Origin of the sequence: Acinetobacter sp. 'aerobic (ED)', assembly GCF_904886855.1 — a bacterium.
GTDB classification, from domain to species: Bacteria; Pseudomonadota; Gammaproteobacteria; order Pseudomonadales; family Moraxellaceae; genus Acinetobacter; species Acinetobacter courvalinii.
This window is the reverse complement of sequence record NZ_CAJHGI010000006.1, coordinates 148,940-174,890: the sequence shown is the minus strand read 5'-3', so window position 1 is coordinate 174,890 and position 25,951 is coordinate 148,940. Positions and strand designations below refer to the sequence as shown.

At 42.4% G+C, this 25,951-nt stretch carries 25 protein-coding genes; 18 read left to right on the top strand and 7 right to left on the bottom strand.

Annotated features, from left to right (window positions below):
- The first annotated feature begins 78 nt into the window (after window positions 1-78).
- The 4 genes from JO943_RS13610 to JO943_RS13595 all read left to right on the top strand — a co-directional run bounded on the left by JO943_RS13610 (window position 79) and on the right by JO943_RS13595 (window position 4,773).
- Window positions 79-696 (top strand): TetR/AcrR family transcriptional regulator, encoded by a 618-nt coding sequence (locus tag JO943_RS13610; protein ID WP_005231201.1) that lies wholly within the window; start codon window positions 79-81, stop codon window positions 694-696.
- A 109-nt stretch (window positions 697-805) separates the two neighbouring features.
- Window positions 806-2,500 carry an AMP-binding protein gene (locus JO943_RS13605; protein ID WP_202741071.1) on the top strand — a complete coding sequence of 565 codons (1,695 nt, stop codon included), beginning with the start codon at window positions 806-808 and terminating at the stop codon, window positions 2,498-2,500.
- A 73-nt stretch (window positions 2,501-2,573) separates the two neighbouring features.
- Window positions 2,574-3,248: a class I SAM-dependent methyltransferase gene (locus JO943_RS13600; protein ID WP_202741070.1), complete on the top strand. Its 675-nt coding sequence runs from the start codon at window positions 2,574-2,576 to the stop codon at window positions 3,246-3,248.
- A gap of 238 nt (window positions 3,249-3,486) precedes the next feature.
- Entirely contained in the window at window positions 3,487-4,773 is a 1,287-nt protein-coding gene (locus JO943_RS13595; RefSeq protein WP_202741069.1) for a DcaP family trimeric outer membrane transporter, read from the top strand.
- A gap of 91 nt (window positions 4,774-4,864) precedes the next feature.
- On the opposite strand, the gene JO943_RS13590 is transcribed toward JO943_RS13595, so the two are convergent.
- Window positions 4,865-5,797: a LysR family transcriptional regulator gene (locus JO943_RS13590; protein WP_032873972.1), complete on the bottom strand. Its 933-nt coding sequence runs from the start codon at window positions 5,795-5,797 to the stop codon at window positions 4,865-4,867.
- Between the two features lie 96 nt (window positions 5,798-5,893).
- Between JO943_RS13590 and JO943_RS13585 the strand changes: the two genes are divergently transcribed.
- The 3 genes from JO943_RS13585 (at window position 5,894) to JO943_RS13575 (ending at window position 10,389) form a co-directional block, all read left to right on the top strand.
- Window positions 5,894-7,276: an aspartate aminotransferase family protein gene (locus JO943_RS13585; RefSeq protein WP_202741068.1), complete on the top strand. Its 1,383-nt coding sequence runs from the start codon at window positions 5,894-5,896 to the stop codon at window positions 7,274-7,276.
- Between the two features lie 62 nt (window positions 7,277-7,338).
- Complete coding sequence (locus JO943_RS13580) at window positions 7,339-8,901, top strand: CoA-acylating methylmalonate-semialdehyde dehydrogenase (protein WP_202741067.1); 1,563 nt, start codon at window positions 7,339-7,341, stop codon at window positions 8,899-8,901.
- 96 nt (window positions 8,902-8,997) lie between these two features.
- Window positions 8,998-10,389, top strand: coding sequence for an amino acid permease (locus JO943_RS13575; RefSeq protein ID WP_005231194.1), 1,392 nt, complete (start codon window positions 8,998-9,000; stop codon window positions 10,387-10,389).
- Between the two features lie 110 nt (window positions 10,390-10,499).
- On the opposite strand, the gene JO943_RS13570 is transcribed toward JO943_RS13575, so the two are convergent.
- From JO943_RS13570 to JO943_RS13560, 3 genes are all read right to left on the bottom strand, one after another.
- Entirely contained in the window at window positions 10,500-11,414 is a 915-nt protein-coding gene (locus tag JO943_RS13570) for a LysR family transcriptional regulator (RefSeq protein WP_202741066.1), read from the bottom strand.
- Between the two features lie 208 nt (window positions 11,415-11,622).
- Window positions 11,623-12,912, bottom strand: a complete 1,290-nt coding sequence (locus tag JO943_RS13565) for a serine hydrolase domain-containing protein (protein WP_202741065.1) — start codon at window positions 12,910-12,912, stop codon at window positions 11,623-11,625.
- A gap of 278 nt (window positions 12,913-13,190) precedes the next feature.
- A complete protein-coding gene (locus JO943_RS13560) occupies window positions 13,191-14,390 on the bottom strand; it encodes an MFS transporter (protein ID WP_202741064.1) in 1,200 nt (399 codons plus the stop codon).
- A 97-nt stretch (window positions 14,391-14,487) separates the two neighbouring features.
- On the opposite strand from JO943_RS13560, the gene JO943_RS13555 reads away from it, so the two are divergent.
- Window positions 14,488-15,429, top strand: a complete 942-nt coding sequence (locus tag JO943_RS13555) for a LysR family transcriptional regulator (RefSeq protein ID WP_005231190.1) — start codon at window positions 14,488-14,490, stop codon at window positions 15,427-15,429.
- A 6-nt stretch (window positions 15,430-15,435) separates the two neighbouring features.
- Here JO943_RS13555 and JO943_RS13550 read toward each other — a convergent pair whose 3' ends face one another.
- The gene (locus JO943_RS13550) at window positions 15,436-16,509 is read right to left on the bottom strand and encodes an AraC family transcriptional regulator (RefSeq protein WP_005231188.1); all 1,074 of its coding nucleotides are present in this window, start codon (window positions 16,507-16,509) and stop codon (window positions 15,436-15,438) included.
- A 260-nt stretch (window positions 16,510-16,769) separates the two neighbouring features.
- Between JO943_RS13550 and JO943_RS13545 the strand changes: the two genes are divergently transcribed.
- Complete coding sequence (locus JO943_RS13545) at window positions 16,770-17,495, top strand: hypothetical protein (protein WP_202741063.1); 726 nt, start codon at window positions 16,770-16,772, stop codon at window positions 17,493-17,495.
- Window positions 17,496-17,559: 64 nt separating this feature from the next.
- Here JO943_RS13545 and JO943_RS13540 read toward each other — a convergent pair whose 3' ends face one another.
- Entirely contained in the window at window positions 17,560-17,985 is a 426-nt protein-coding gene (locus tag JO943_RS13540; protein ID WP_202741062.1) for a hypothetical protein, read from the bottom strand.
- A gap of 221 nt (window positions 17,986-18,206) precedes the next feature.
- Between JO943_RS13540 and JO943_RS13535 the strand changes: the two genes are divergently transcribed.
- From JO943_RS13535 to JO943_RS13525, 3 genes are all read left to right on the top strand, one after another.
- Window positions 18,207-18,482, top strand: a complete 276-nt coding sequence (locus tag JO943_RS13535) for a hypothetical protein (protein ID WP_005231184.1) — start codon at window positions 18,207-18,209, stop codon at window positions 18,480-18,482.
- A 268-nt stretch (window positions 18,483-18,750) separates the two neighbouring features.
- The gene (locus tag JO943_RS13530) at window positions 18,751-19,197 is read left to right on the top strand and encodes an SRPBCC family protein (RefSeq protein ID WP_005231183.1); all 447 of its coding nucleotides are present in this window, start codon (window positions 18,751-18,753) and stop codon (window positions 19,195-19,197) included.
- Between the two features lie 142 nt (window positions 19,198-19,339).
- On the top strand, window positions 19,340-20,146 hold the full coding sequence (locus tag JO943_RS13525; RefSeq protein ID WP_202741061.1) for an SDR family NAD(P)-dependent oxidoreductase: 807 nt from the start codon (window positions 19,340-19,342) through the stop codon (window positions 20,144-20,146).
- Between the two features lie 61 nt (window positions 20,147-20,207).
- Here JO943_RS13525 and JO943_RS13520 read toward each other — a convergent pair whose 3' ends face one another.
- Window positions 20,208-21,020 carry an IclR family transcriptional regulator gene (locus JO943_RS13520; protein ID WP_202741060.1) on the bottom strand — a complete coding sequence of 271 codons (813 nt, stop codon included), beginning with the start codon at window positions 21,018-21,020 and terminating at the stop codon, window positions 20,208-20,210.
- Between the two features lie 268 nt (window positions 21,021-21,288).
- Here JO943_RS13520 and JO943_RS13515 point away from each other — a divergent pair, with 268 nt between their 5' ends.
- From JO943_RS13515 to JO943_RS13490, 6 genes are read left to right on the top strand one after another with little or no spacing between them, the layout of a single operon-like run.
- Window positions 21,289-21,594 carry a non-heme iron oxygenase ferredoxin subunit gene (locus JO943_RS13515; RefSeq protein WP_005231180.1) on the top strand — a complete coding sequence of 102 codons (306 nt, stop codon included), beginning with the start codon at window positions 21,289-21,291 and terminating at the stop codon, window positions 21,592-21,594.
- 24 nt (window positions 21,595-21,618) lie between these two features.
- Window positions 21,619-21,918 carry a recombinase-like helix-turn-helix domain-containing protein gene (locus tag JO943_RS13510; protein WP_005231179.1) on the top strand — a complete coding sequence of 100 codons (300 nt, stop codon included), beginning with the start codon at window positions 21,619-21,621 and terminating at the stop codon, window positions 21,916-21,918.
- A gap of 17 nt (window positions 21,919-21,935) precedes the next feature.
- The gene (locus tag JO943_RS13505; RefSeq protein WP_005231177.1) at window positions 21,936-23,003 is read left to right on the top strand and encodes an aromatic ring-hydroxylating oxygenase subunit alpha; all 1,068 of its coding nucleotides are present in this window, start codon (window positions 21,936-21,938) and stop codon (window positions 23,001-23,003) included.
- Complete coding sequence (locus JO943_RS13500; protein ID WP_202741059.1) at window positions 22,996-23,760, top strand: SDR family oxidoreductase; 765 nt, start codon at window positions 22,996-22,998, stop codon at window positions 23,758-23,760. Before JO943_RS13505 ends, JO943_RS13500 begins: the two co-directional genes overlap by 8 nt.
- An 11-nt stretch (window positions 23,761-23,771) precedes the next feature.
- The gene (locus JO943_RS13495) at window positions 23,772-24,704 is read left to right on the top strand and encodes a VOC family protein (RefSeq protein ID WP_202741058.1); all 933 of its coding nucleotides are present in this window, start codon (window positions 23,772-23,774) and stop codon (window positions 24,702-24,704) included.
- A 26-nt stretch (window positions 24,705-24,730) separates the two neighbouring features.
- Window positions 24,731-25,942 carry an NAD(P)/FAD-dependent oxidoreductase gene (locus JO943_RS13490; protein ID WP_005231170.1) on the top strand — a complete coding sequence of 404 codons (1,212 nt, stop codon included), beginning with the start codon at window positions 24,731-24,733 and terminating at the stop codon, window positions 25,940-25,942.
- Window positions 25,943-25,951 lie beyond the last annotated feature (9 nt).

The window sequence follows — 25,951 nt, the reverse complement described above, 5'->3', positions numbered from 1 at the left end:
ACAATGATTTTTTAAAAAAGTGAATAGTGATTCATAAAATGATTTACAATTCATTTTATTTGGTAGAGAATAAAATTCATGAGCTATAAACGATCATCTTTGATGCAGGAGCGGATGGAACAAAATCGCAAGGCGATTTTGAGTTCAGCCAGAAAATTGATCTCGGAGGGAGGGTTCAAGGACGCACAAATACAAACCATTGCTGAGCAAGCGGGTGTTTCAAGTGGGCTGGTGTATCGCTACTTTGATAATAAAAGTCAGGTGCTGATTGAAGTTTTATCCGAAGCGATTAATACCGAACTGTTGGTGATTGATTCGATTACCGAAAGTAATTTAAGCGCACAGCAGAAATTACATAAGGCTGTTACCAGCTTTGTAAAACGGGCACTGAATAGTCCTCAGTTGGCCTATTCACTCATGTTTGAACCTGTGGATTCTACAGTTGAACATGAGCGTTTCCGTGTGAAACAGCTGATTAAACAGAGTATTAAAAAAATCCTTGCAGATGGAAATGCAAGTGGTGAGTTTGTGCTGGAGGATCTCAATACCGCAGCGCTGTGTGTGGTGGGTGCCATGACCTATGTGGTGGTTGAACCTTTAGATCCAGCGCAAAATATCAAGTTTGATCAGCAGTATAAAAACTATTTTTCCAAGCAGATTGCTGACTTTTGTGTGGATGCGGTGCAAAAAAAGTAAGGCCAACAGCATCATTAGAACGACACAACAGGATGTTGGAAAAGTAGCTGTACTCAAAATAATTAGATGACTGAAAACAGAATTACAAAGAATCAAGGAGAGTGATTCAATGCAACAACAACGGTTAAGCTATGTCTCTGGAACCAGTTCTCAGCCCCTGTTGGGGATGACGATTGGAGAAAAATTTGATCAGGCCTGTGCGCAATATGCGGAGCAGGAGGCCATTGTCAGTGCTCATCAGAACAGACGATTGAGCTATAGGGCATTGCAGGATGAAGTCAATGCCTTTGCTTGTAGTCTGTTAAAACTGGGATTAAAAAAGGGTGATCGTTTAGCGATTTGGTCTCCGAATTGTGTGGAATGGACCGTGACGCAGTTTGCAGCCGCAAAAGCCGGCATTATTCTGGTCAATCTGAACACGGCTTATAAAAGCCATGAACTGGAATACGTACTGAATAAGGTGGCCTGTAAAGGGCTGGTCATTGCAGCTCAATTCAAGACCACAGATTATCAGGAATTACTAAGCAAGATTGCACCTGAATTGGCATTCAGTACAGATAAGGTTCTTCATTCAGCACGTTTACCGCATTTAAAATATGTCATTAAAATTGATGAACAACAGCATAGCGGTATTCACCGTTTTAGCGATCTGGTCGGACAGCCGACACCACAGCAACTTGAGCAGCTCAGTGCTTTAGCCCAGCATTTGCAGTTTGATGAAACCATTAATATCCAATTTACTTCCGGCACTACCGGCAATCCGAAAGGAACCATGCTGACTCATCACAATATTCTCAATAATGGATATTTTGTCGGTGAAGGCATCGGGCTAACCCCGCAGGATCGGGTCTGTATTTCGGTGCCTTTATTCCATTGTTTTGGCATGGTCATGGGTAATCTGGCCTGTATCACCCATGGTTCAACCATGGTGTATCCAGCCGCCGTTTTTAATCCACTAGAGTCTTTAAAAACCATCCACCGGGAAAAATGCACCGCAGCCTATGGTGTGCCGACCATGTTTATTGCCATGTTAGAGCATGAGCAATTTACCGAATTCGATTTATCCAGTTTGCGTACAGGCATCATGGCAGGTAGTCCATGTCCACGAGAAATCATGCAGCGGGTCATGGACCGTATGCACATGTCTGACATTACCATTTGTTATGGCATGACCGAGACGTCACCGGTCAGTGTACAAAGTTATATTGATGATTCCATTGATAAACGGGTCAGTACAGTGGGACATGTACATCCGCATTTGGAAGTCAAAATTGTCGATCTGGCAGGCGAGATTGTTCCGCAAGGTGTGTTGGGTGAACTTTGTGTCCGTGGCTATTCAGTCATGGCAGGTTATTGGGATGAGCCTGAAAAAACCAAAGAGGTCATTGATGCGGCAGGCTGGATGCATACCGGTGATATCGCAGAAATGGATCAAGACGGTTTTATCAAAATCAAAGGCCGCATTAAAGATGTGGTGATCCGTGGCGGGGAAAATCTGTTTCCGAAGGAAATCGAAGATTTCTTATATACCCATCCCGATATTTCGGATGTTCAGGTGATTGGTTTGCCAGACAGCCGTTATGGTGAGGAACTCTGCGCCTGCATTATTTTGCATGAACATCATCAATGTGATGAAGACAGTATTAGACACTTCTGCAAAGAACATATTTCACATAATAAAGTGCCACGCTATGTCAAATTCTTTGCTGAATTCCCCATGACAGCCTCAGGCAAAGCACAGAAATTTAAATTGCAGGAAATCATGCGTGCCGAGTTAAATCTGACAGCAGAAGTCTTTGATTAAAATTAAGCAGGCTGGGATCACTCAGGATTTTAGCGATTGCTGAGTGTCACGTGACTAAAAAACAGGGGATGAAATGGCCAAAGATTTTAATAGCCAGAAAGTGGTGGAGCGTTATGACCAGCATATTCGTTGTCTGATTCCGGGCTACGAACTGATGCATCAGCAAGTCGATGCCATTTTACAGGCCAGTTTGAGACCTGATGCGCATATTCTGTTGGTGGGTTGCGGCACAGGCTATGAGCTTGAATATCTACTGAATAAGCATCCGAGCTGGTCTTTTACCGCTGTTGATCCTTCTCTCGCCATGCTGCAAAAGGCTCAAGCGCAAATTCAGGCAATCGGGCAGCAAGCTCGCGTTAACTTTGTACATGGAGAGACAACTTGTTTATCCGAACTGCAAAGGTTTGATGCCGTACTTTGTATTCTCGTTGCTCATTTTATTGCGCATGCGATCAAGCCCGTTTTCTTTTCCGAAATCGCAAAGCGTTTAAAAAGCAGTGGCATTTTATTGACCTATGATTTGATGTGCTGTGAAGATTCTTTGCAAATGAAAGCCTTGCCACTGTTATGTCAAGCCAATGGACTGAGCGTAGCGCAGAGTCAGGCGATGATGGAACGTTTAGGACAGGATTTTTACACGCTGTCTTTAACGGATTATCAGCACCTGCTTAGTCATGCTGGTTTGGGCAATGTCCATGTTTTTAGCCAGACCTTGGCCTATCAGGGGCTGATTGCACAGAAGAATTAAGCTGATCAGTGGCGATTGTCATGTTTGGACAATTCGGCTTTCGCTTGCTGTTGCCATTTAAGAATAGAAAGACCTCGCAAGGATTAAAACAGAGGAGGTAAAAACCAAATAAATCAAATGGTGTTGATTTTTAAAATAAAAAATGTGCTGTGAAATTGCCTTTCAGGCAAAGGAAAAACACAAATAAACAATGATCTTAAAAGGTTGTGAAGATCTGCGAACAAGGAAATTGATTTAAATGGATAAGTTTATTTTAACGGTACAAAAAAGCCTGTTGGCACTGTCGGTTATAACGGTGATGTCACCTGTTTATGCAGCAACGGATCAGGCTGAAATTGCGCAACTCCGACAGGAAGTACAACAATTAAGGGCGATGTTGCAGCAATATGTGCAGCAAAAAGCACCCGTACAACCTGCCACTCCAGTGGCTGTGACGGCTTCACCCCAAGCAACCGAGACAACAGCCTCTAAGCTGAACCTGAGTAAAGGCGGTGCAGAGGTCAATTTATATGGTTATATCCGTGCCGATGCCTCTTATCAGGCCAAAGGTGCTTCGACCATGTATAACAATATCAGTGCTGTACCACTGGAACACACGGCAGAGGAAGCGCAGCAAAAAGACCGTTTACACTCAACCGTCAATGTTACGCGTCTGGGGCTAAACTTTAAAACACCAAGTGACGCTGGCGAGGTGGGCGGTAAGCTGGAAATGGATTTCTTTGGGGGTGCAACGCGGGATCAATTCCGTATCCGTCATGCGTATATCACTTTGGATCAGTGGCTGATCGGTCAGACCTGGTCAACGTTTATTGCACCTGAATACTATCCGGAAACGGTGGATGCCGGAACTTTTGTTGGCGGTGCCTTGCAACGTTCGCCGATGCTGCGCTATAGCGATAAGCTCTCGGCAAACACCAGTTTTGCGGTCGCGATTGAAGATCCAAAATATACTGCAACTTCAGATCCGGACAATGAAATGCGTATGCCAGCCTTGGTGGGACGCCTAAATCATAAATTTGACAATGGCTCGCTACTGTCAGGCCGAACGTTTATGGCTGAGAAAAAAACCAGTACCGACAAGCAATTGGCATGGGGTGTCGGGCTAGGGGGCAAATATCAATTGAGCCCGCAAACCTTATTAAAAGCCGATTATTACCATGTCAAAGGGGATGGTCGCTTTCTGCTCTGGGCCAATAATAGTTATGTGATTGATGATCAAAATAATATTCAGAGCAACGAGTTCGATACGATTTCTGCGGGCATCACCCATCAGTTTAATTCCCAGCTGCGCTCCACTTTAGGTTATGGCTATATGAAGGCCAAGGATGACAATCGCTTTGCTGAAATCCAGAAAAGCAATCTCACCCAGAATAAAGAATTATGGCAGGGCTGGATCAATGCGATGTACAACCCTTACAAGCCCATCACCTTGGGCGTGGAATATGTCTATGGCGAGCGAGAAACCTTTGACGGCCGTAACGGGATTGATAATCGCGTCAACATGATGGCAACTTATGATTTTTAATACATCTGAGAAATGATTATTAAGGATTGATCCTTCATTGATATTCTTCAACCAAGCTGTTGGTGAGTATCGATGAAGGATGCAAGTTTGGTCAGGAAGCTGATGGCGCTGCGGGCATAATTTTTTGCTTCAGGATATCCATAAATGCTTTTAACACCATATTGTAATTTTTGCCTTTATGGGTAATCAGGCAAATCGGGGTGCTATGATGGATGACCTGTTGCAGAACCGGTTGCATAAAACCATCATCGACCCATTTCTTGGCATAGTGATCGGGCAGGAAGCCAAGAAATTTCCCGGTCAGGATCATAAAAGCAATGCCTTCACGGTCACTGGCAGTGGCTGAACAGTCCAGAAGTTGATGTAGTTTCGATGCTTCTGCGGTTATCGCATAATTCGGCAGCACCGCTTGCCAGTTATTCAGATCCTTTGATTTGATTTCATCCAGATGATTAAACAAAGGATGATTTTTGCCGCAATACAGAAATGATTTTTCTTCATATAAATGCAAATAATCCAGTCCAGACAAGGGCGTCACCAGAGGAATCACGCCCGCGTGTAAACGGTTGTCCAGTACCCGACATTCGATATCGGAAAGGGTGCTCATACTGATATTAATTACCACTTCAGCATTTTCTTCCGCAAGTTGGGCCAGCGTATTGGTGATATACAGACTGGGCATGGTCACCAGATTATTAATAATCCCGATATTAAATTCTCCCTTGAGCTGGTTGTGCATCTGATTGATTTTGGCACGGAAGTCTTCAATCGAAGCCGTTAGAACTTCGATATATTCCAAAATTTCCCGTCCTTCGTCAGTGAGGGCAAAGCCTGCACGTCCGCGTTGACACAGCCGGATACCCAAGCGATTTTCCAGATCACTCATGTGTAGACTGATGGCTGAGCGACTAATCCCAAGAATACTTTCAGCGGAACTAAAACTATGGCAGTCACAAACCGTTTTAAATATTTTAAGAAGTTTTATATCAAAATCAGTCACTTGATTTAATTTTTTCGGTTTCATTTAGTTTTGCTTTTTTATATCTAAACTCAAGACAATTTGAATTTATCAAAACTATTTGGCTCTGTACACTCCAGAGATAACCACAAAACAAGAAGAGTGATTATGTTTGATATCGATACCGCAAATGACCGTGATGAAGCATTGGAAGCAACATCGCCAAGTGCCCAGATGAACCTCAATTATCAAGCACACTGGATGCCATTTTCTGCCAACCGTAACTTCCATAAAGACCCACGTATCATTGTGGGAGCGAAAGGCGCCTATTTAGTGGATAGCACAGGCCGTGAAGTCTATGACTCCTTGTCAGGGTTATGGACCTGTGGGGCGGGGCATACTTTGCCGGAAATCCAGCAGGCGGTGAGTCAGCAGTTATCAAAACTGGATTATTCTCCTGGCTTCCAGTTCGGGCATCCCTTGTCGTTTCAACTGGCAGAAAAAATTATTCAGCACATGCCTGAAAAATTACAACATGTATTTTTTACGGATTCTGGATCGGAATCAGCTGATACTGCAATCAAGATGGCGCGTGCCTATTGGCGGATTAAGGGGAAACCCAGCAAGGCCAAACTGATTGGCCGTGCGCGTGGTTACCACGGCGTCAATGTCGCAGGAACCAGCCTTGGCGGGATCGGCGGCAACCGTAAAATGTTTGGTCAGTTGATGGATGTGGATCATTTGCCCCATACCTTGCAGCCCGATTTAAGCTTTACTAAAGGCTGTGCTGAAACAGGCGGGGTTGAGCTGGCAGATGAACTGCTCAAGCTGATCGAGTTACATGATGCATCCAATATTGCGGCAGTCATTATTGAACCTGTATCAGGATCTGCAGGCTGTATTGTGCCACCCACAGGTTATTTAAAACGACTTCGAGAAATCTGTGACCAGCACGATATCCTGTTGATTTTTGATGAGGTCATCACCGGCTTTGGTCGTATGGGGAAATGGACCGCAGCCGAGTATTTTGGTGTCGCCCCCGATATTCTGAATTTTGCCAAACAGATTACCAATGGTGCAATTCCACTCGGTGGTGTTGTGGCAAGTCATGACATCTATGACGCGTTCATGCAGCAAGATTTACCTGAGCATGCGGTTGAGTTCACGCATGGTTATACCTATTCCGCACATCCGGTCGCCTGTGCAGCAGCTCTAGCCACACTGGATGTATTGGAAAAACAGAATTTATTGGCGCAATCTGCGGCATTGGCACCAGGCTTTGAAACACTCCTACATGAATTAAAAGGTGCACCACATATTCTGGATATCCGTAATTGTGGACTGATTGGTGCTGTACAACTGGCGCCACGCGATGGTGATGCCACGATCCGAGGTTTTGAACTTGGAATGAAACTTTGGAAAGCCGGTTTCTTTGTCCGTTTTGGCGGAGATACCTTGCAGTTTGGCCCAATGTTTAATAGCACCGAGGCGCAATTATCAAGATTGATGAATGCGGTTGGCGATGCCCTTTATCAGGTGAAATAAATTTAATTTTTAACTCAAAAGCACATCAATCGGAAGACATGATCCCATACAAGGAATAAGAGATGAATAACTTAGAACATTTTTCAAGTGAAACGACGCAAAGCCATGACGGTCAAGCAGCACAGGCAACGCAGGTGCTTGGACATTTTATTAATGGAAAGGTGGTATCCAAGTCTGCCAAAAGACAGCCTGTTTATAATCCGGCAACGGGTGAAATCAGTAAAGTGGTTGAAATTGCAGATTCTCAAACGGTCAATGACGTAGTTCACGTGGCAGAGCAGGCCTTTCCGGCATGGCGTGACACGCCAGTGATCAAGCGTGCGCGCGTGATGTTTAAGTTCAAACAGTTACTGGAAGAAAATGCTGAAAAAATCTGTGAATTGATTGGACAAGAGCATGGCAAGATTTCCCATGACGCGAAAGGGGAACTGCAACGCGGCATTGAAAATGTGGAATACGCCTGTGGTGCACCAGAGCTACTCAAAGGTGAATATTCAAAAAATGTCGGGCCAGATATCGACTCGTGGAGTGAATTTCAGCCTTTAGGTGTAGTTGCAGGCATTACCCCATTTAATTTCCCAGCAATGGTGGCGTTGTGGATGTTCCCGATGGCGCTGGTCTGTGGTAACTGTTTTGTATTAAAGCCTTCAGAAAAAGCGCCGTCAGTTGTCTTATTCCTGGCTGTATTACTAAAACAGGCGGGCCTACCCGATGGAGTATTTAATGTCGTCAATGGCGATAAAGAAGCGGTCGATGCGTTATTGCACCATCCAAAAATTCAGGCGGTCAGTTTTGTCGGTTCAACCCCTATTGCTGAATATATCTATCGTACAGCTACCGCAGCAGGCAAGCGTTGTCAGGCCTTGGGCGGTGCAAAAAACCATGCCATTATTATGCCCGATGCAGATATTGATAATGTGGTAACTTCATTATTAGGTGCTGCCTTTGGTTCTTCCGGCGAGCGTTGTATGGCGCTTTCAGTCGCCGTGGCGATTGGTGATGAAATTGCAGATATTGTGATTGAGAAGCTGACCCAAGAAATGCAGAAACTGAAATTCGGGCATTATGCCGATAGCAATAATGATTTTGGCCCCTTGATCACGCAAGCCCATAAAGATAAGGTGCAAGCCTATATTCAGAGTGCAGAACAGCAAGGTGCCAAAATTGTGGTCGATGGTCGTGATGCCAAACCTGCCGGTTATGAAAATGGTTTCTTTGTCGGGCCGACCTTGATTGATCAGGTCACCCCGAAGATGACCAGCTATCAACAGGAAATTTTTGGGCCCGTATTGCAAGTGATGCGGGTAGATACCATGCAGCAAGCCATGCAACTGATCAATGAGCATGAATATGGTAACGGGACCTGTATCTATACCCGTGATGGTGAAGCCGCCCGTTATTTTAGCAGTCATATCCAGGTCGGTATGGTCGGGATCAATGTGCCTTTACCCGTGCCGGTGGCCTATCATAGCTTTGGTGGCTGGAAGCGTTCATTATTTGGTGATCTGCATGCCTATGGCCCGGATGGCGTGCGTTTCTATACCCGTCGCAAAACCATTACCCAACGCTGGCCTTCTGCGCAAGTCCGTGAAGCCAAACAGTTCGCGATGCCAACTTTAAATTAATTTTTGCATCAAGGGAAAACTTGAGTTTTCCCTTTTTCTTTGGATAGGAATTAAAACATGTCGTGAACTAACCCAAATTATTTTAAGGAATAAAATATGGATAGCGTTAAAACAAAAAAATTAGGCGAAGGACTTTCAAATCGCCACATTACAATGATTAGTATCGGCGGTGTGATTGGTGCAGGTTTATTTGTCGGTTCATCGGCTGCGATTGCCAAGGCAGGCCCTGCAGTGATTCTGGCCTACCTGACCACCAGCATCATGGTGTTTCTGGTGATGCGTATGCTCGGAGAAATGGCGGTATTGGAACCCGATACCGGTTCATTTTCAACTTATGCACGTAAGGCGATAGGTCCCTGGGCAGGATTTACGATTGGCTGGTTATATTGGTGGTTCTGGGTATTGGCGATTCCTGTCGAAGCGATTGCGGGTGCGCAAATTTTATATTCATGGTTTCCTTATTTTTCGGTTTCCACTTATGCCTTCTGTTTTATCGTTTTTTTGAGTCTGGCCAACTTTTTCAGTACCAAAAGTTTTGGTGAATTTGAGTTCTGGTTCTCTTTAATCAAAGTGGTTGCCATTATTGGATTTATTATCATTGGTATATTGGCGATTTCCGGGTTCTGGCCTTTAGCACAAAATGTCAGCGGTGTTGCCAATTTATACAACAATTCGGGATTCATGCCACATGGCGTTGGCGGCATTTTAGCCGCAATCCTGATTACGGCATTTTCATTTTTCGGTGTGGAGATTGTGTCGATTGCAGCAGCAGAATCATCTAATCCGCAACAGAAAATAAGACGGGCCACCAATCTGGTGCTGTACCGTATTATCCTATTCTTTGTGGTCTCGATGTTTATTGCGGTCGCCTTGGTCGACTGGCGCTCACCAGACTTGCAAAAGTATGGCACTTTCCAGTATGTCCTGATGAGCCTGAATGTTCCCGGAACTAAACTTATTATTGATGCAGTCGTATTTATTGCAGTCGCAAGCTGTATGAATGCGGCGATCTATACCTCCTCGCGTATGTTATTCCGTTTAGGTACCCGTCATGAAGCACCGAGCAAAGTTACCCATATCAATTACGCGGGTGTGCCTGCAGTTGCGGTGTTCTCCTCAACATTTATTGGCCTCATTTGTTGTGTCATCAATTATGCATTTCCAGGCAAGGTGTTCGGGTTGTTACTCTCCAGTACCGGTTCAATTGCCTTACTGGTCTATCTGGTGATTGCATTTTCACAACTACGCCTAAGAACAAAACTGGAGAAAGCTGGCGTGGAAGTGCCATTTAAAATGTGGTTATTTCCTTGGTTAACCTGGTTCGTGATCCTCATTATCCTGAGTGTATTGGCTTATATGTTTTTTTCACCGCAGTATAGTTATGAAACCACCTTATCCTTGAGTGTCACCATAGGTGTGGTAATTTGTGGACTGATTGTGACCCGAAAGAAGAAAACCACTAGAACTGTAGTGATGCATCTGGATTGATAGCAATAGAAGCAAAATAGAACCTTGTCTTATTCGGCTAAGGTTCTATTTTTTTATATAAAAATGAATAAACTGGGGGCAGGGAATAATAATATTAAACGGCTGAATGATTAGAAATATTGTCTTGCAAACATACGGCACTCGGCGATCAGGGCCAGCAGATTTGGATCGCGCTCTTTACTTTTAAGAAACACCAGACCAATTTCCTGTTTGATCTGATAAGGGGCCTGTAGTGGAATAAGTTTGACCGAGCTTTCATAAATTGTTGAGATACGCCCCGGCAACAGGGCCAAGCCTACACCCGTGCTGACCATACTGATCAAGGTAAAAATATCACTGACTTGTAAAAACACTTTAGGATCGATGCCAGCCTTTTCAAACAAAATGTCCGAATCATTGCGCGTTGCAAAGCCTTGTGAAAGCGTTAAAAATTTTTCGTCTTTCAAGCTGCTCAGGTCGATATTGTCCAAGGTCGCCAATGCAGAGTTTTTATTGACAGCCAAATAAATATTGTCCTGAAACATCGGCAGTTTTTCAAAATCTGCATCGCTGGTGGTGTCATTTAGCGCCACAATGATGGCATCCAGTTCGGTCGATTTCAGTTTCTTGACCAGATCCAGATTTGAGCTGAGCAGCAACTGGATGTCCAGTTCGCCTCGCCTTAATTTCAACCCGCTAATAACATTAGGAATAGTATTGACCGTCAAGGAATAGAGTGAACCCAGTTTTAAAATTTTTGCAGCAAAGCCTGCCGCTTCACGGGTTTTATTGACAGCATTGAGCAGGTCCTGGACCAGTTGTTGCGAATGCTCCTGTAACACGTAGGCACTTTTCAGGGGGATCAGGTTTCGTCCTTCATTTTTAAATAAAGGACAACCCAGAGAACTTTCCAGTGAATGCAGGGCCTTATGCACACTGACATTACTGATTTGCATTTCATCAGCAGTTTTTGACAAGTTGCCATGGCGCATAAACGCTAAAAAAATCTGAATTTTTTTCAGGGTCAGTTCTTCTTCTATTTTCATGCGCACATCTAGATTAAAATAATGAAAACAATTGTATAGACTTAATGACAGGCTTGGGTAGCTGGATTGTTTCTTATTGAAAAGCGGATACAGCTTTCGCAAAAAACCTGTTTTAGAAATATAACCCGATCGCTCAACTGAATTTTAACGGACTATGCTTTAAAGCGGGAACAATACTGACCTGAAGTGCCAGTATTGTCCTGAGACTCTACTGATTCAGATAATTCGTTACAGCATTAAAGAACAGGGCATTTTCATTTTCAATTTCAGCCGATGGACGGGCGGAATCCCAGGCACTCCATTGCACCATCACAATATTATTTTTAGGATTAATCGCCATGCGTTGCCCGAATATACCGCGTCCCCAGAAGGTCGCATCCATATTTTTCGAGCTTAAGGGGGTGCCTGAGGTTGGATGATAATTCCACCATTGATAGCCGTATTGACCTTTAGGATATTCAGGCGTGACCGAATTACGGGCTTGAGTCCAGTGGCTTAAATCTGTGAGCCATTGATCCGGAAGCAGTTTTTCTCCATTAGACCAGCTTCCTTCCTGGGAAACAAAAAGTGCAAATCTTGCGTAATCCCTTAAGGTGGCATTGAAGCCATGGCCTCCCATGTCCGTTACATTACGTTGATAGGAGTGCCATACACCTTCACGTTCCATGCCTGCTTTTTTCCATAGATTGTCCTGTAAATAGGTAGCAATATTTTGTCCAGTCGCAGCTTCCAGTACTTTACCGACCAGCCATGCACCGCCGGTATTATAAGACCAGACTTCGCCAGGTTTATGTTTTGCTTTTACATTTTTGACTAGCTGATAGACACATGGATCAGGCTGTGCTTGAGCTTCACAATAAGTCATATGTGCAAAATCGGAGTCTGGGTCGGTATAGTCTTCATTCCATTCTACTCCAGAGGCATGTTTCAGGAGTTGCTTCAAGGTTACATGTTGCCATGCGGTTCCTTGTAAATCAGGAAGATATTTGATAATCGGATCATCAATGGAATGAATTTTACCCTGTTTAATGGCGATACCGATTAAAGTTGAAACCACAGACTTACCAATTGAGCGCGACGTCCATAAGGTGCTCGGGGTGTTGCCATGACCATAATATTCCAAGGCAATTTTGCCGTCTTTTAAAATAATCAGACCGGTTACATTCTGATTTTTCAGATAAGCATTGAGGTTATATTTCTTGTTATTTACGCTATAGCTGATCGTATTTTCTTTAATGTACAAATCGCTTTTCGGAAGAGCAAGAATATGCTTGGGATCAGGACGAAAAACACTGCCATCATATAAACGATAGGTATTTCTGAAACCAATGATTCTGTCTGCTGCTGTCCAGGAGAGCATATCATGTGCGGGAGGTAATTGTGCATCTACAGGCGATGGACAGTCTTTTAAACCCAGACTTTTACAATCATATTGAGCAAAAGTATGACTTGTCATAAATAATGTTCCTAAAATAATTCCGGTCTTCATCAATTTCATATTTTTATTCCTTACGTAAATCTATACGGCATTTCCATAGCTTTTAAATATTGATCTAGGTTTTATAAGATTTAAAACTCTATACATTTTTATAATATATTGAATGTTATAGAGTATAGGGTGGTATTTAAATAAACCTCCTGTGCTTGAGTAATCTGTTTAAGATATTTATTAAGAATAAGTGAATCAATAAACAATACTCTGCAAATATTAACTTTAAGCTAACATTGAAGATAAGCTGAAAAAATTAAGGGGGATTGAAAAAATCCCCCAACGAATTAAAAAATTATTTTCTTATAAATAAATAAGACTTCGAGTGCGACTGCAAGGGTAAATGTAATTAAAAAAGGAAAGTAATGAGTGCCTAGCGTTTCTAATAAAATCCCGCCAATAATTCCACTACAGGCAAATGAGAGGTTAAATACCGTGACCAATAATGACTGGGCGATATCTGCATTTTCGCGAGCAGCATTGGCTAAAACAGTTTGTAAGAGGGTAGGTGCACCACTAAAGCTTAGTCCCCAAATTACAGTAAATACAGTAAAAAGCATTAAACCAAGATGGTTGAAACTGAGACTGAGTAAAACTGAAATGATTAAGAATGTAGTAAGACTAATAAAGATCAGCTTTTTTAGATGTTGATCAACCAGCAAACCAATCAGCCAGATGCCCAGTAAGGTCGATAGCCCAAACACCAGTAGGATGAAATCAATCTGCGTTTTTAAGCCAAGATCTGTAAGTAATGGGGTGATATAGGTATAGAGCAGATAATGCGAAAGAATCCAGGCCATGACCAGAAATAAAATCGGGCGTACGCCGGGCATGGTAAACACGGTTTTTAATGTGACATAACGCTGACTGGTGTTTTTGTGATAATTCGGAACTCTAAAAAATACCCATACTGTCAACAAGAGTGCAGTCATGGATAAAATAATAAAGATATTACGCCAACCAATAAAAGCACTTAACCAGGCACTAAGCGGTACGCCTAAGGCCAGAGCCAAAGGAATCCCCAACATGGCAATGGCCAAGGCACGGCCCTGTAAATGAGGAGGTGCCATACTGCGTGCATAGGTTGCCAGAATGCTCCATGCCAGTCCTGTTGCCAGGCCGATAATAAAGCGTAAGCACAAAACAAAAATGAAATGAGTAGATAAGGCTGTGAGCAGATTACACACTGAAAAGGTGATCAAGCTGATCAGTAATAGATTACGCTGCGGGTATTTTTTGGTCAGCACCGTCAACGGAATTGCTGCGATTCCTGCATCTAATGCGCAAAGGGTTACGATTTGGCCAGCCCAGGCTTCACTGGTCACGAAACCTGTCGCAATCTGGTCCAGTAAACCTGCGGGAATAGTTTCATTGGCTGTGGCCAGAAAACTGGCTAAGGTCAATGCCAGTAATTGTAGTAAAGGAAGCCGTTCCGGGCTTGCTATTGTATCGGCAGTAGGCATGAGGCATTCGGTTTGTTGTTTCATAAATCAAATACAAATATTGGTTGATATTAGTTTGATTGATTCAGTTCGATTTGATAATGTCTCTATTCATTGAGTAACTTTCTAATCTAAGTTTAAAATGGCAACTGATCGTTTAGGTGATATGCGGCTCTTTGTAGAGGCAACCGAATTAAAAAGTCTGTCTGCGGCTGGGCGTAAGATGGGTATTTCTCCTGCAGCTGCCAGTGCCAGACTGATCAAGCTGGAATCGTCACTTGAGGCCAAGTTATTTGATCGGACAACCCGTAGCTTAAGGCTAACCGATGAAGGGCAGGTTTTTTTAAGATATTGTAAAATTGCCTTACAAGCCATTGATGATGCCGAGATGGCCTTGCAGGATAAACAATCTGCTGTCAAAGGAAAGATCCGGATTTCGGCCTCAGTCGATTTAGGGCGTAATTTAATTAGTCACTGGATTGAAGAGTTTAGTGCAATTTATCCGGATCTCAGTATTGCCTTGACTTTGACCGATTCAAATTCGAATCTGATCCATGACGATATCGATATTGCGATCAGATTTGGCTTACCCGACAATGACTTGCTGGTGGCACGTTATCTGGCACCCAACTGGCGAGTACTTTGCGCGTCACCTGCCTATCTGGAAAAATATGGAAGACCTGAACGTCCTTCGGATCTGGTCAAACATAAATTCATTGTGCTGACGACAGAAAATGGCCCCTTGAATGAATATTATTTTAATTTTGATCAGCAAAACTTAAAGTATACGGTCAATATGGAGACTGCTTGGGAAACCAATGATAGTGTTCAGGCCAGAATGTGGGCACTGGCGGGGCATGGTATTACACGGAAAATTATCTGGGACGTCGCCTCTGATCTGAAAAATGGAGAACTGCAAGCAATTCTGACGCAAGGCATAATTCAGGAAGCTGGAATCTATGCGGTTATGCATAAGAACAAATATATTGCACCAAGAATCCGCTTCTTTCTTGATTTCCTGATTAAAAAATTTGAAGTATTGGCCCCTAATATTTTAAACCAGCTCCCACAGCCTAAAAGTTGATATAGATTAATGTAATGGACGTGCATATCCTAGGCTACTTTTTTGCTCGCGGATATAATCTCTGGGATTTTTACCAGTCCAGCCCCTAAATGCTCTGGAAAAAGCATTGATATGGCTATAGCCAAGGATATCCGAGATTTCCTGAATACTTTTATTGGAAGAAATCAGTTGCTTGGTTAGCGCAAATTTTTTGGTCTGAATCAATGAAGAAAAGCTGGTATTGGCAAGCATCAGTTCTCTCTTGAGCACTCTTTCAGAAACCCGCAGTTTTCTGGCTGTATCGGTGAGTGTCGGAAAGCCCTCATGTGGCACCAGTCGGATATTTTTGTTGACCAGAGAAACAATCTGATTTTCCTGATCTTGAGAAATTAAATATTCTTCCTTGACATGATGAATGGCAAAAATATATGCCGATTTGGAACTGAATTTAAGCGGTAAATCCATGCATTTAAGATCAAAAATGATCTGGTTTTTTTCCTGATTGAATTTAAATGGGGGGAGCCGTTTTTCAAATCCAGAATGATAGTGTTTTTTCCCCCACTTGACTTGGACCTGCAAACCAGAAATTTCATAATCCGTAATTTCTTTAAGATTGGTGATCATGTTGACAATTGCTGCTTCTGCTAAGAACTGGCTAACAGCTTCTTGTTTTTCTAACTCCATTTCCTTGGCAAGTTGATAAAGAGGATGTATGGTTATGATTAATTTATCATTTTTATTATGTATATTTAGTTCCATCTTATGCAGACGGATATTGAAATATTTTTGTAGATCTAGAATTACATTGCCTAGCGTATCATTTGAAAGCATGGCAAAGCCTAATGTTTCATGTGAGGTGACACGGCAATTCAAACCAAACCTGTAACCAATGCCTGTGCCCGGGACCAGTTCAAGTAAAGAGGAAATGATCTTGATCCAGTCACTAAATTTAATTTTTTCTGGAATATGTTGTTCATGAAAAAAAGATAAGGGAAGTTGGCTTTTTTTTATAAGATCCTGTTTTGAAATGCGAAATTCCGAAGCAGTGTCAAGGAGAATATTGAGATAGTTACTGTGAATCATTAATGTCTGTTCTTTCATAACGGATCATATCAGCCAAAAGAGAGCAAAAAAGTTAAAAAATTTTTTTTATTCTAGTCTTGCTGTTTTGAATTGATAATATGTCCTGAGATTGAATCACTTTCAAATTTGGATTGTATAATCCATCATTTCTCCCCAGTGTTTTACGCCCTGTGTTTGAGCTGTAAAGTTTTAATGAAATATCTATTTTCCTTTTTTTGAGTCGCTATGATGCAGTTTCCGTAAGTCTCTCTTATGGTCTAAATTTGAAGGAAACTGAAATGAAAAAATTGATCAAAACCGCTATCGTAACAAGCAGCATGATTGTTTCCGTCTCGGCTTTTGCTCAGACCGCCGGTGCACACGTGAATGGCTCAGCTCAGGCAAATGTTGATACTGGTCATTTGGTAAATGGTGTTGCTGGTGCAGTAAAAAATACCGGTCAAAAAACAGTGAATGCTGGTGCGGGTGTGGCTCAAAAAACGCTAGGTACCGCAATCAATCATGGAACTGGAATTGTTCATCAAACAGGGAACGTGATAAAAAATGCACAAGGTTCCGTCAATGGTTCAGCCCAAGTGAATGTTAATGCCAATGGTTCGGCTAACGGTGCAGTTAACGCCGCTCAGACAGTACAAAATGCAGCGCACACCACAGTGCAAGCGGGCTCGCAGCATGCGCAACAGGCTGTGAATACCGTCAATCAGACCAGTTCAAATGCCATTCATCAAAGTGAGCAGGCAGTTGGTAAAGCCAAAGAATATGGCGCTGGTACAGCTAAGGCTGCTGGAAAAGTGAGTTCGGATACACAAGCAAATCTGAACAAAAAAGTCAGCATTCAAAAGCACAAGATCAAAAAACTTAAATCGAATACCCAGGCACGCTTAAAATCACAAATGAATAGTCAGACAAAGGCTTCTGCACACAGCCAGAATCATTCTGGTGCGAATGCAAAACTTGGTGTAAATGCCAGTCTGAAAACCAAAACAGCAGCAAGCACTCGTTAATTTCTGATAACAAGAAGCCTTTTCCAAGGCTTCTTGTTGCGTGTGGATATGCTCAAGTCGACATCTATCTTTGGCTAAATTTTTCCAGAACAGCATAAATCAGGTTCGTTTCATTATTTTTAAAATCAATAGCTTCAGCTATGTAGTAGGCTGTTCCAAGCTGTTCAATAATCAGCAGAATTCGATTTGTGCCCATCATGGTATTTATTTCCATATTATTCCGACTTCGATTCGTACACTTTAAATAAACCAAATACACTGTTTGCTGTAAGGTTTTTATTTTTTCGATCTCATATTGATACTGATCATTGTTAAAATCATCTAGAAAATTAAAAATCATGTTTTTACTTTGTGGTTCACCTTTGGTGAGATAATTAAAATCAGGATTGAAAAAAACTTCTACTTCAGTGTAACTGGATCTTTTTAAATACATTAACTGTTTAATAAACGCTATGATTGTGTTTAGTGTGTTTTCTTTTTCGTTGTGCATATGAAGCTGATACATGGGATATTTTGAAGAATAGATTATTTCTACTAGATTTTTCTATTTGTTTCTATATATGACCCATTCTGTTTATTTTTTTTGATTAATTTGTTTTGATATCTAATTGGAGCTGTTAAAAGCAGATAATGTTAAGTATTAGTGTTTGTTCTGTTTAATTGGAGCCTATTTTTTTTATTATTATAATTTTATTTTTTTTGAGTTGGATAATGAAAAAGTGGGTTTGTAAGAAATGTGGACTCTATAAAAAGATCTGTGCAAGTGATATCAAAGTGGGAAGAAAAGTTTATTTTATAAAACTTAATAATGATATACATCGATTAAACAAACAAGAGATAGATAAAGGTGTGGTCTTGAGCCGGAATGGGCACTCTTTAATTATATTGAGTAATAATCTTTTATTTGTGGTTAACGATACCGATGTCTATCCGGAAGATGCACCGGTATATTTTGTCTATAATATGTTTGGTGTCTGTGAGTGCTAATTTTTTTATTTAAAATCAACTGTTTTTAAATGGATTGGCACGAATAGTTAAATCATAAAATATAGAGTCAAGCTATATTTTTATTGACGTTCTAAAATTGAGTACATAGCCCTTTTCTTATTCAAAATTTGCAGGGACATCAAAGTTCTATGCTGCCGAGCTGTCCACATGTAAACGATATGGCCTGATTCTCTGCTTTAGACCTCACTTTGTTTAAGAAAAGAATGCGTTATGTCTAGAATTTTTACGTGTGATTGCAGAGACAACGATGCCGAAATATATTGAGATGAAGCAACAGATAGATGCACCTTTAGATCTGGTTTTTCCAATTTTTTGCAGACATCGAATATTTAATACGATTCTATGGCCACTCAATTCCGTGGTGGTAAAAATTGCTGAAGATTCAGAGAATAAAGATGGGGTGGGCTCAATAAGAAGAATGGGGCTAGGACCTGTTCGGTTTATTCAGGAAGAGATTACCAAAATTATTCCTAATCAGTTGATTGAATATCAAATGTTAAAAAATCCTATGTTTTCTTTTCATTTGGGTCGTCTGGAATTTGAAGAGAAAGAAGGTGTTACCTATCTGAACTATAGCATCTGGTTACAAAGCAAAATCCCTTTACTGGCAACATTGGTTTTGGCCCAGCTCAAGTGGTCTGCTACACGTGGTCTAAAACAAGTTGCAACAAAAATTGATCAATACAAGCCTTAATGATCATCGTAAGCACAGGTGATATTTAGGTATATTCTCTATTGGAACAGTCGCATTCTCTGGCAAAAACTGATTCAGGTTCTATATCGCAGAATACACAGCCAATCAACAGGTATTCAACCTCCAATAGGAAGGGAAAATAATGGATCTCAGCAATAAGACAATTATAATTACTGGTTCTTCCAGTGGAATTGGTGAAGAAGCGGCAATTCAACTGGCACAAGCAGGTGCAAAAGTTTGCCTTATTGCACGGCGTGCTGAAGAATTACAACGTATTCAAAAGGCGATTCAGGCGCAATCGGGGCAGGTCTTTATTTATCCGGCCGATATTACCGATCCAGTGCAGTTAAAAACCTGCGTCACCTTGATTTTAGCCGAGCATCAAAAGATTGATGTACTGGTCAATAATGCAGCGCGATCAATCCGACGTCCTATACTCGAGTCAATTGATCGTTTACATGATTATGAACGCACCATGCAGATTAATTATTTTGCTGCGGTGAATATGACCCTGCATATATTGCCGCATTTTCTGGAACATGGTGCAGGGCATATTGTGAATATTTCGACCATGTCAACGCAAGTTCCCATTCCTTTGTTTTCGGCCTATCTGGCCAGTAAATCCGCGCTAGAATCTTTTTCCCGCTCTTTGTCAATGGAGCTTAAGGACAAAGGAATTGATGTCAGCATTGTGTATTTTCCGATGGTTAGAACACCGATGTCTTCTAAAACAGCAATTTATAAACATATGAAAATGCTGGATACAGCAACGGCAGCAGGATGGATTGTGAAAGCGATTACTGAAAAATCCTATCGTGTTAGCAGCAAGACCGGGCTGGTGGCCAATGCACTGTTAAATACCGTACCGACCTGGATGATGAATCTGTCCCGACCATTGTTTCAGCGCATGGATAAACGTTTAAAAAATAAATTGGAAGCAGATCTTTAAGCCAAAACCAGAACTTGGCAATTCAGAGTTAAAAGAAAAGCAGCGAAAGCTGCTTTTTATATTAGTAAATAAATTTAGAAATCTTGTCTGCAGTCTGAATAACCGCTTCGGCAACTTCATTTCTAAAATACTGTTCATCATAACTGCCAAGCGGACAACTCACGGATAAAACAGCAGCCATTTTACTGGTGGATTGTTTATAAATCGGCGTAGCGCAAGCAGCCATATCATGGTTATAGTGGCCCCAACTCACCATAGAACGTTGTGTCTTTACAAAATGGAGACGCTGTAACAGCTCTTTGAGATTTTTCGGGGTAAGTTCAGAAAAAGTGTCCCATTGATTAAAACCTTTATAACGCTCTTTAATTTCGGCTTCAGTTAAATCTGCCAATAGCATTTGCCCAATCACGGTTGCATGTGCAGGCCAGCGTGTGCCCAGACCGATATTGCTGGTAAATGTGCCATTGGACTGAATATTGTTGATAAAAACAATATGTGTACCTTCCAGAATTGAAAGATGCACTGCAAGCTGGGTTTGATCACGCAGCTCTTTCATTAATGGTGTGGCTAAATCCAGTAAGGACTGTCTGGCTAAGCTGTTAAAGCCAAGTTCCATGACCTTTGAGTCCAAAGCATAGGTTTTCTGTGAGGCTTTGCGTAAAAAGCCACAAGACTCCAGCGTATAGATCAGGCGAAAAGCGCTGGAACGGTTAACATCCAGAATTTCGGCAATTTCGGTAATCGTCATTTCTTGGGTTTGCTGGTTAAATGCTTGCAAGATTGCCAAACCACGCACTAAGCCAGGGACTAAATAGCGTTCTTCATTTTTTATTGCATCAGATTCTTGGGAGTCTGTTTCAATGCTTGAATTCATCTGTTCAATTTTCCTATCAAAAAAGCACACTACTGTACATTTCGTTTTCTTCGATTTGTATTGTAACTGCAAATAGATTTATAAAATATTTTTTTATATATAAAACAAAATTTTTTTAGTAAAACGTAAAAGAATGTGTTCTAAAAGTCAAAATATTGAATTTTATAACTATATTTAATTTGACAGAAAAAACATCATGGGAGTATTCTTATCTAAAGTTTGTTATATCAAATAATGTTTTATATATAAAACAAATGAGGATGCAAGGATGAGTTGGATCTCAGTTTGTCAGCAAGACGACATCACCGAAGACGAGCCGAAAGCCATTGAAGTCGACGGTAAGAAAATTGGCGTATTTTTCATCGATGACAATTATTTTGCTATCGAGAATGTTTGCCCCCATGCCTATGCCTTGTTAACCGAAGGCTTTATCGAAGATCAGACCGTGGAATGCCCGTTGCATGAGGCGATCTTTGATATCCAGACAGGTGAGTTGAAGAGTGGGCCGGGATGCCGTGATTTGTGCACCTATCCGGTACGGGTTGAAGGGCAGGACGTTCAAATTCAACTATAAGTTTATTTTTAAGGATGGAATCTCATGAAAACTTTTAATGAGAAGCTAGCGAACTGGATTCATGCCACGCCAGCAACCGAAGCAGGGATTAACAATATTCAGGTACCAGGACAGGCAGAGTTGCTGGTTTGGCAAACGCGTTATAAAGAGCCAACAGTCTATGAACAGGATTTTGTGCAACATCTCATCAAAGCCTTTTCCGCTGGTGTGACAGAACTTACTGATTTAGTCCAGTCTTTAAACCAGCAAGGTTTTCGTTGTGAGTCGGGTGAGCTTTGGACTTCTGAAAAGTTCTCAGAAGAAATGCAACGTTTAGGTTATTAATTCAAGGAAGAATAGTGATGAACGCAGCAGTATCAGTGACTCCAAGTGTAGAAGAGTATTTAGATTTAGGTTTACGTGACCAATGGCATCCGGTTCTAGCAAGCTGGGAAGTGGCTGCAAATCCAGTCGGTATTACCCGTTTAGGTGAAAATATCGTGGTTTGGCGTGATGCAGAAGGTCAGGTGCATGCCTTGGAAGACCGTTGTCCGCATCGTGGCGCACGTCTTTCTTTGGGCTGGAATCTGGGCAATCGTGTTGCTTGCTGGTATCACGGTGTAGAAGTCCGTCATGATGGCGTGGTGGAAGATGTGCCTGCGGTACATGACTGTCCAATGAAAGGTACCTCATGTGTCAAAAGCTATCCTGTGATTGAACAGCATGGTGCAATTTTCATGTGGTTCGGTATCGATGCCAATGAAGAACCTAAGCCGCTGGATTTTCCTGAGCAACTGGCAAGTGAAGAATGGAGTTCATTCTTATGTCAGGCCGACTGGAAAGTGAATCATCAGTATGCGATTGATAATGTGATGGACCCGATGCACGGCAGTTATTTGCATTGCACCTCACACTCAATGGCAGAGGGTGACCGTACGGCGGAAATGAAACATCGTTCAACGCCAAATGGCTTTATTTTTGAAAAAGAAGGTCAGGTTGGTGTGAATTTTGACTGGGTTGAATATGCCAATACCGGTGCAAGCTGGTTACGCCTTTCAATTCCGTATCGTAAAGACTTTGGTCCAGGCGGCGAGTTCTGGATTGTGGGTTATGCCACACCGATTGATGCCAACAATACCCGTGTATTTTTCTGGCGTTGCCGTAAAGTCAGTGGCTGGCAACGTAATGTGTGGCGCTTCCTTTACCGCAATCACTTAGAAAAATTGCACTGGGATGTATTGGAACAGGATCGCATTATTTTAGAAAATCTTGCACCGAATGCCCGTCAACACGAATTCCTGTATCAACATGATGTTGGTCTGTCCCGTTTACGCCGCTTAATGAAAAAAGAAGCGGAAAAACAGTTAAAGAAAATTGCAGCATTGAATACGTCGAACCGTATTGAAATGCAGGAAGAAGTTCATGGTTAATGTCGCGTTGTTGCAGGACAAAAAAGTCCTTGTCACAGGCGCGGCAAGAGGCTTGGGGCGAGACTTTGCACAAGCCATCGCGGAAGCCGGTGCGCAAGTGGTCATGGCGGATATCTTGACTGATCTGGTGCAAGAAGAAGCTGCTGCTTTGCAAGCACAAGGCTTAAAGGTTGATGCGGTCAGTATTGATCTGGCCAATGCCGACTCGATCCAGCAAGCAGTTCAGCAAGCAGTTGAGCGCATGGGCGGAATGGATGGTTTAGTGAATTGTGCCGCACTTGCAACCAATGTTGGCGGTAAAAGCATGATGGATTATGACGCAGATCTTTGGGATCGCGTCATGAACATTAATGTTAAAGGCACGTGGTTAGTCACAAAGGCATGTGTGCCTTATCTCAGCCAATCGAATGCAGGCAAAATCATCAATGTAGCATCAGATACCGCTTTATGGGGTGCGCCGAATTTGATGGCCTATGTGGCGAGCAAAGGTGCATTAACCGCGATGACCCGTTCCATGGCGAGAGAACTTGGACCGTTCAATATCTGTATCAATACGCTTTCACCGGGTCTGACTTTGGTCGAAGCTACAGCCTATGTGCCGCAAGAACGCCATGATCTGTATGTGAATGGCCGTGCGATTCAACGTCAGCAATTACCACAGGATTTGAACGGAACAGCCCTTTATTTACTGTCAGATTTGTCCTCGTTTGTGACAGGACAGAATATTCCGGTAAATGGCGGTTTTGTCTTTAATTAAGGAGTTCTCTCATGATTACAGGGATTGAGATTTTAAAGTTTGGCGTTGAAGACAGAGCTGCTTCGAATAAATTTTTGGCAGATTTCGGGCTCAAGCAAAGCCAGTCGGATATTGAAGGGACTGATCTTTACCAGACTCAAAATGGCAGCAAGATTTACTTATTTGATTGTGATGACCAGCGTTTACCAAAAGCCATTGAGTCAGGTTCAACGTTACGTGAAGTGACCTGGGGGCTAGATGATGCGGCACAGGATTTGGCAAATTTAACACTTCGTCTAAATGATGTAGACGGTTTTCAGGCGACTGCGGACATGGTGCAGTGTCTGGACCCGAATGGCATGACCATTCGCTTTCAGAAAAGCTTTACCCAGGATTTACCTGCATTAAAAACAGAAGGTATTAACCAGTACGGCAACGTGCAGCGTGTCAATGCAGCCAGCCCTGTTTATGACAAGGGTCAACCGGTCGCAATTGGTCATGTGGTGTTTTTTACTCCTGATTTAGCAAAGACGGAACAGTTCTATATCGAAAAGCTTGGTTTCTTCTTGTCCGATGCTTATCGCAACCGTGGTGCATTCTTACGCTGTCGCGGTAAAGGCTTCCATCATGACCTGTTCTTGCTTTCGGTACCAAATAAACTGGCTGGACTCAATCACGTGGCATTTGTGGTGCGTGATATTCATGAAGTCATTGGTGGTGGATTGCACATGAACCGTTCTGACTGGTCAACCTTTATTGGCCCGGGACGTCATCCGATTTCTTCAGCTTACTTCTGGTATGTCAATTCACCGCTTGGTGGCGCATTTGAGTATTACACCAATGATGACTATCTGACTGAAGAGTGGCAGCCACGTGTTGAAGAGCATTGTCTGGAACTCTTTACAGAATGGGCGATTGAAGGTGGTCTGGATGATCAGACCCGCCGTCAGATCAAACCTGTCTAAGTCCGGTTGAGCAGGGAGTGCAAGCGATGGAAAAAATTGTAATTGTGGGTGCAGGACAAGCCGCAGGTTGGGCCGTCAGTACCTTGCGCCAGAATGGTTATGCAGGTGAAATTCATGTGGTCTCTAATGAAGACCGTGTGTTCTATGAACGCCCGCCCTTGTCAAAACAGGTACTTTCAAAAGAAGCCACTTATGAAAGCCTACATCTGTTTTCTCCGGAGCAGGTGCAGGATTTTAATATTCAATGGCACAAGCCAGCACTTGCCACACAGGTCAATCGCCAGCAGAAGCAGGTGATTCTGGAAAATGGTCAGGTTTTACCCTATGACAAATTATTGATCGCCACAGGCAGTCGTGCGCGTGTACCTGTGAATACCTGGCAGTTTATTCCGAATGTAGTGACGGTACGCAATGTTCAGGATTGTGAGCGTCTCGCCGAAATCTTGCAGCATTCACAAAAGCTGGCCGTGATTGGTGGCGGCTGGATTGGACTGGAAATTGCAGCGACCGCACGTAAACAAGGCAAAGAGGTTCATATTTTTGAATATGGCGATCGTCTGTGTGCACGTAGTGTTAGTCCGGATGTCTCTGATTTTCTGAAAAATATGCATGAGCAGCAGGGCACCCAGATTCATTTAGACAGTAAAAACCTGCATTTGATTGAAGCCGGTCAGCAAAAAGTTGAAGTGGTGAATCATCCGAATGCAAGTGAGCTGTTTGATTGCGTGGTGGTTGGTGCCGGTGCGGATATTGCCAAAGAGCTGGGCGTCAATGCAGGTCTGGACGTGAAAGATGGAATTGTGGTGAATGGTTTTGGGCAGACGTCTGACCAGGATATTTATGCCGCAGGTGATGTTGCGATTCATCCGGGGCTTGGCTATTGCATCCAGTCATGGGCCAATGCACAGAATCAGGCCATTGCTGCTGCAAAATCAATGCTGGGTATTGAAACCGAATATAGCGATATTCCTTGGTTATGGTCAGATCAGTATCACTTCAATATTCAGATTTTAGGTACTTATCAACCTGAAAAAACCGGGCAGATTGTGATTCGAAAAAGCGCAGATGATCAATGCAGCTATCTGTATCTGGATGATCAAAACCGTTTACTCAACATGATCGCCATTAATGATTCAAAACTGGTCAAACTGGCAAAGCGCTGGATGCAGTCGAATACCGTGTTAGACCCAAACTTATTAGCAGACCCTGAATTTAATGTCATGAAATTAAAACCATAAACATTAAAT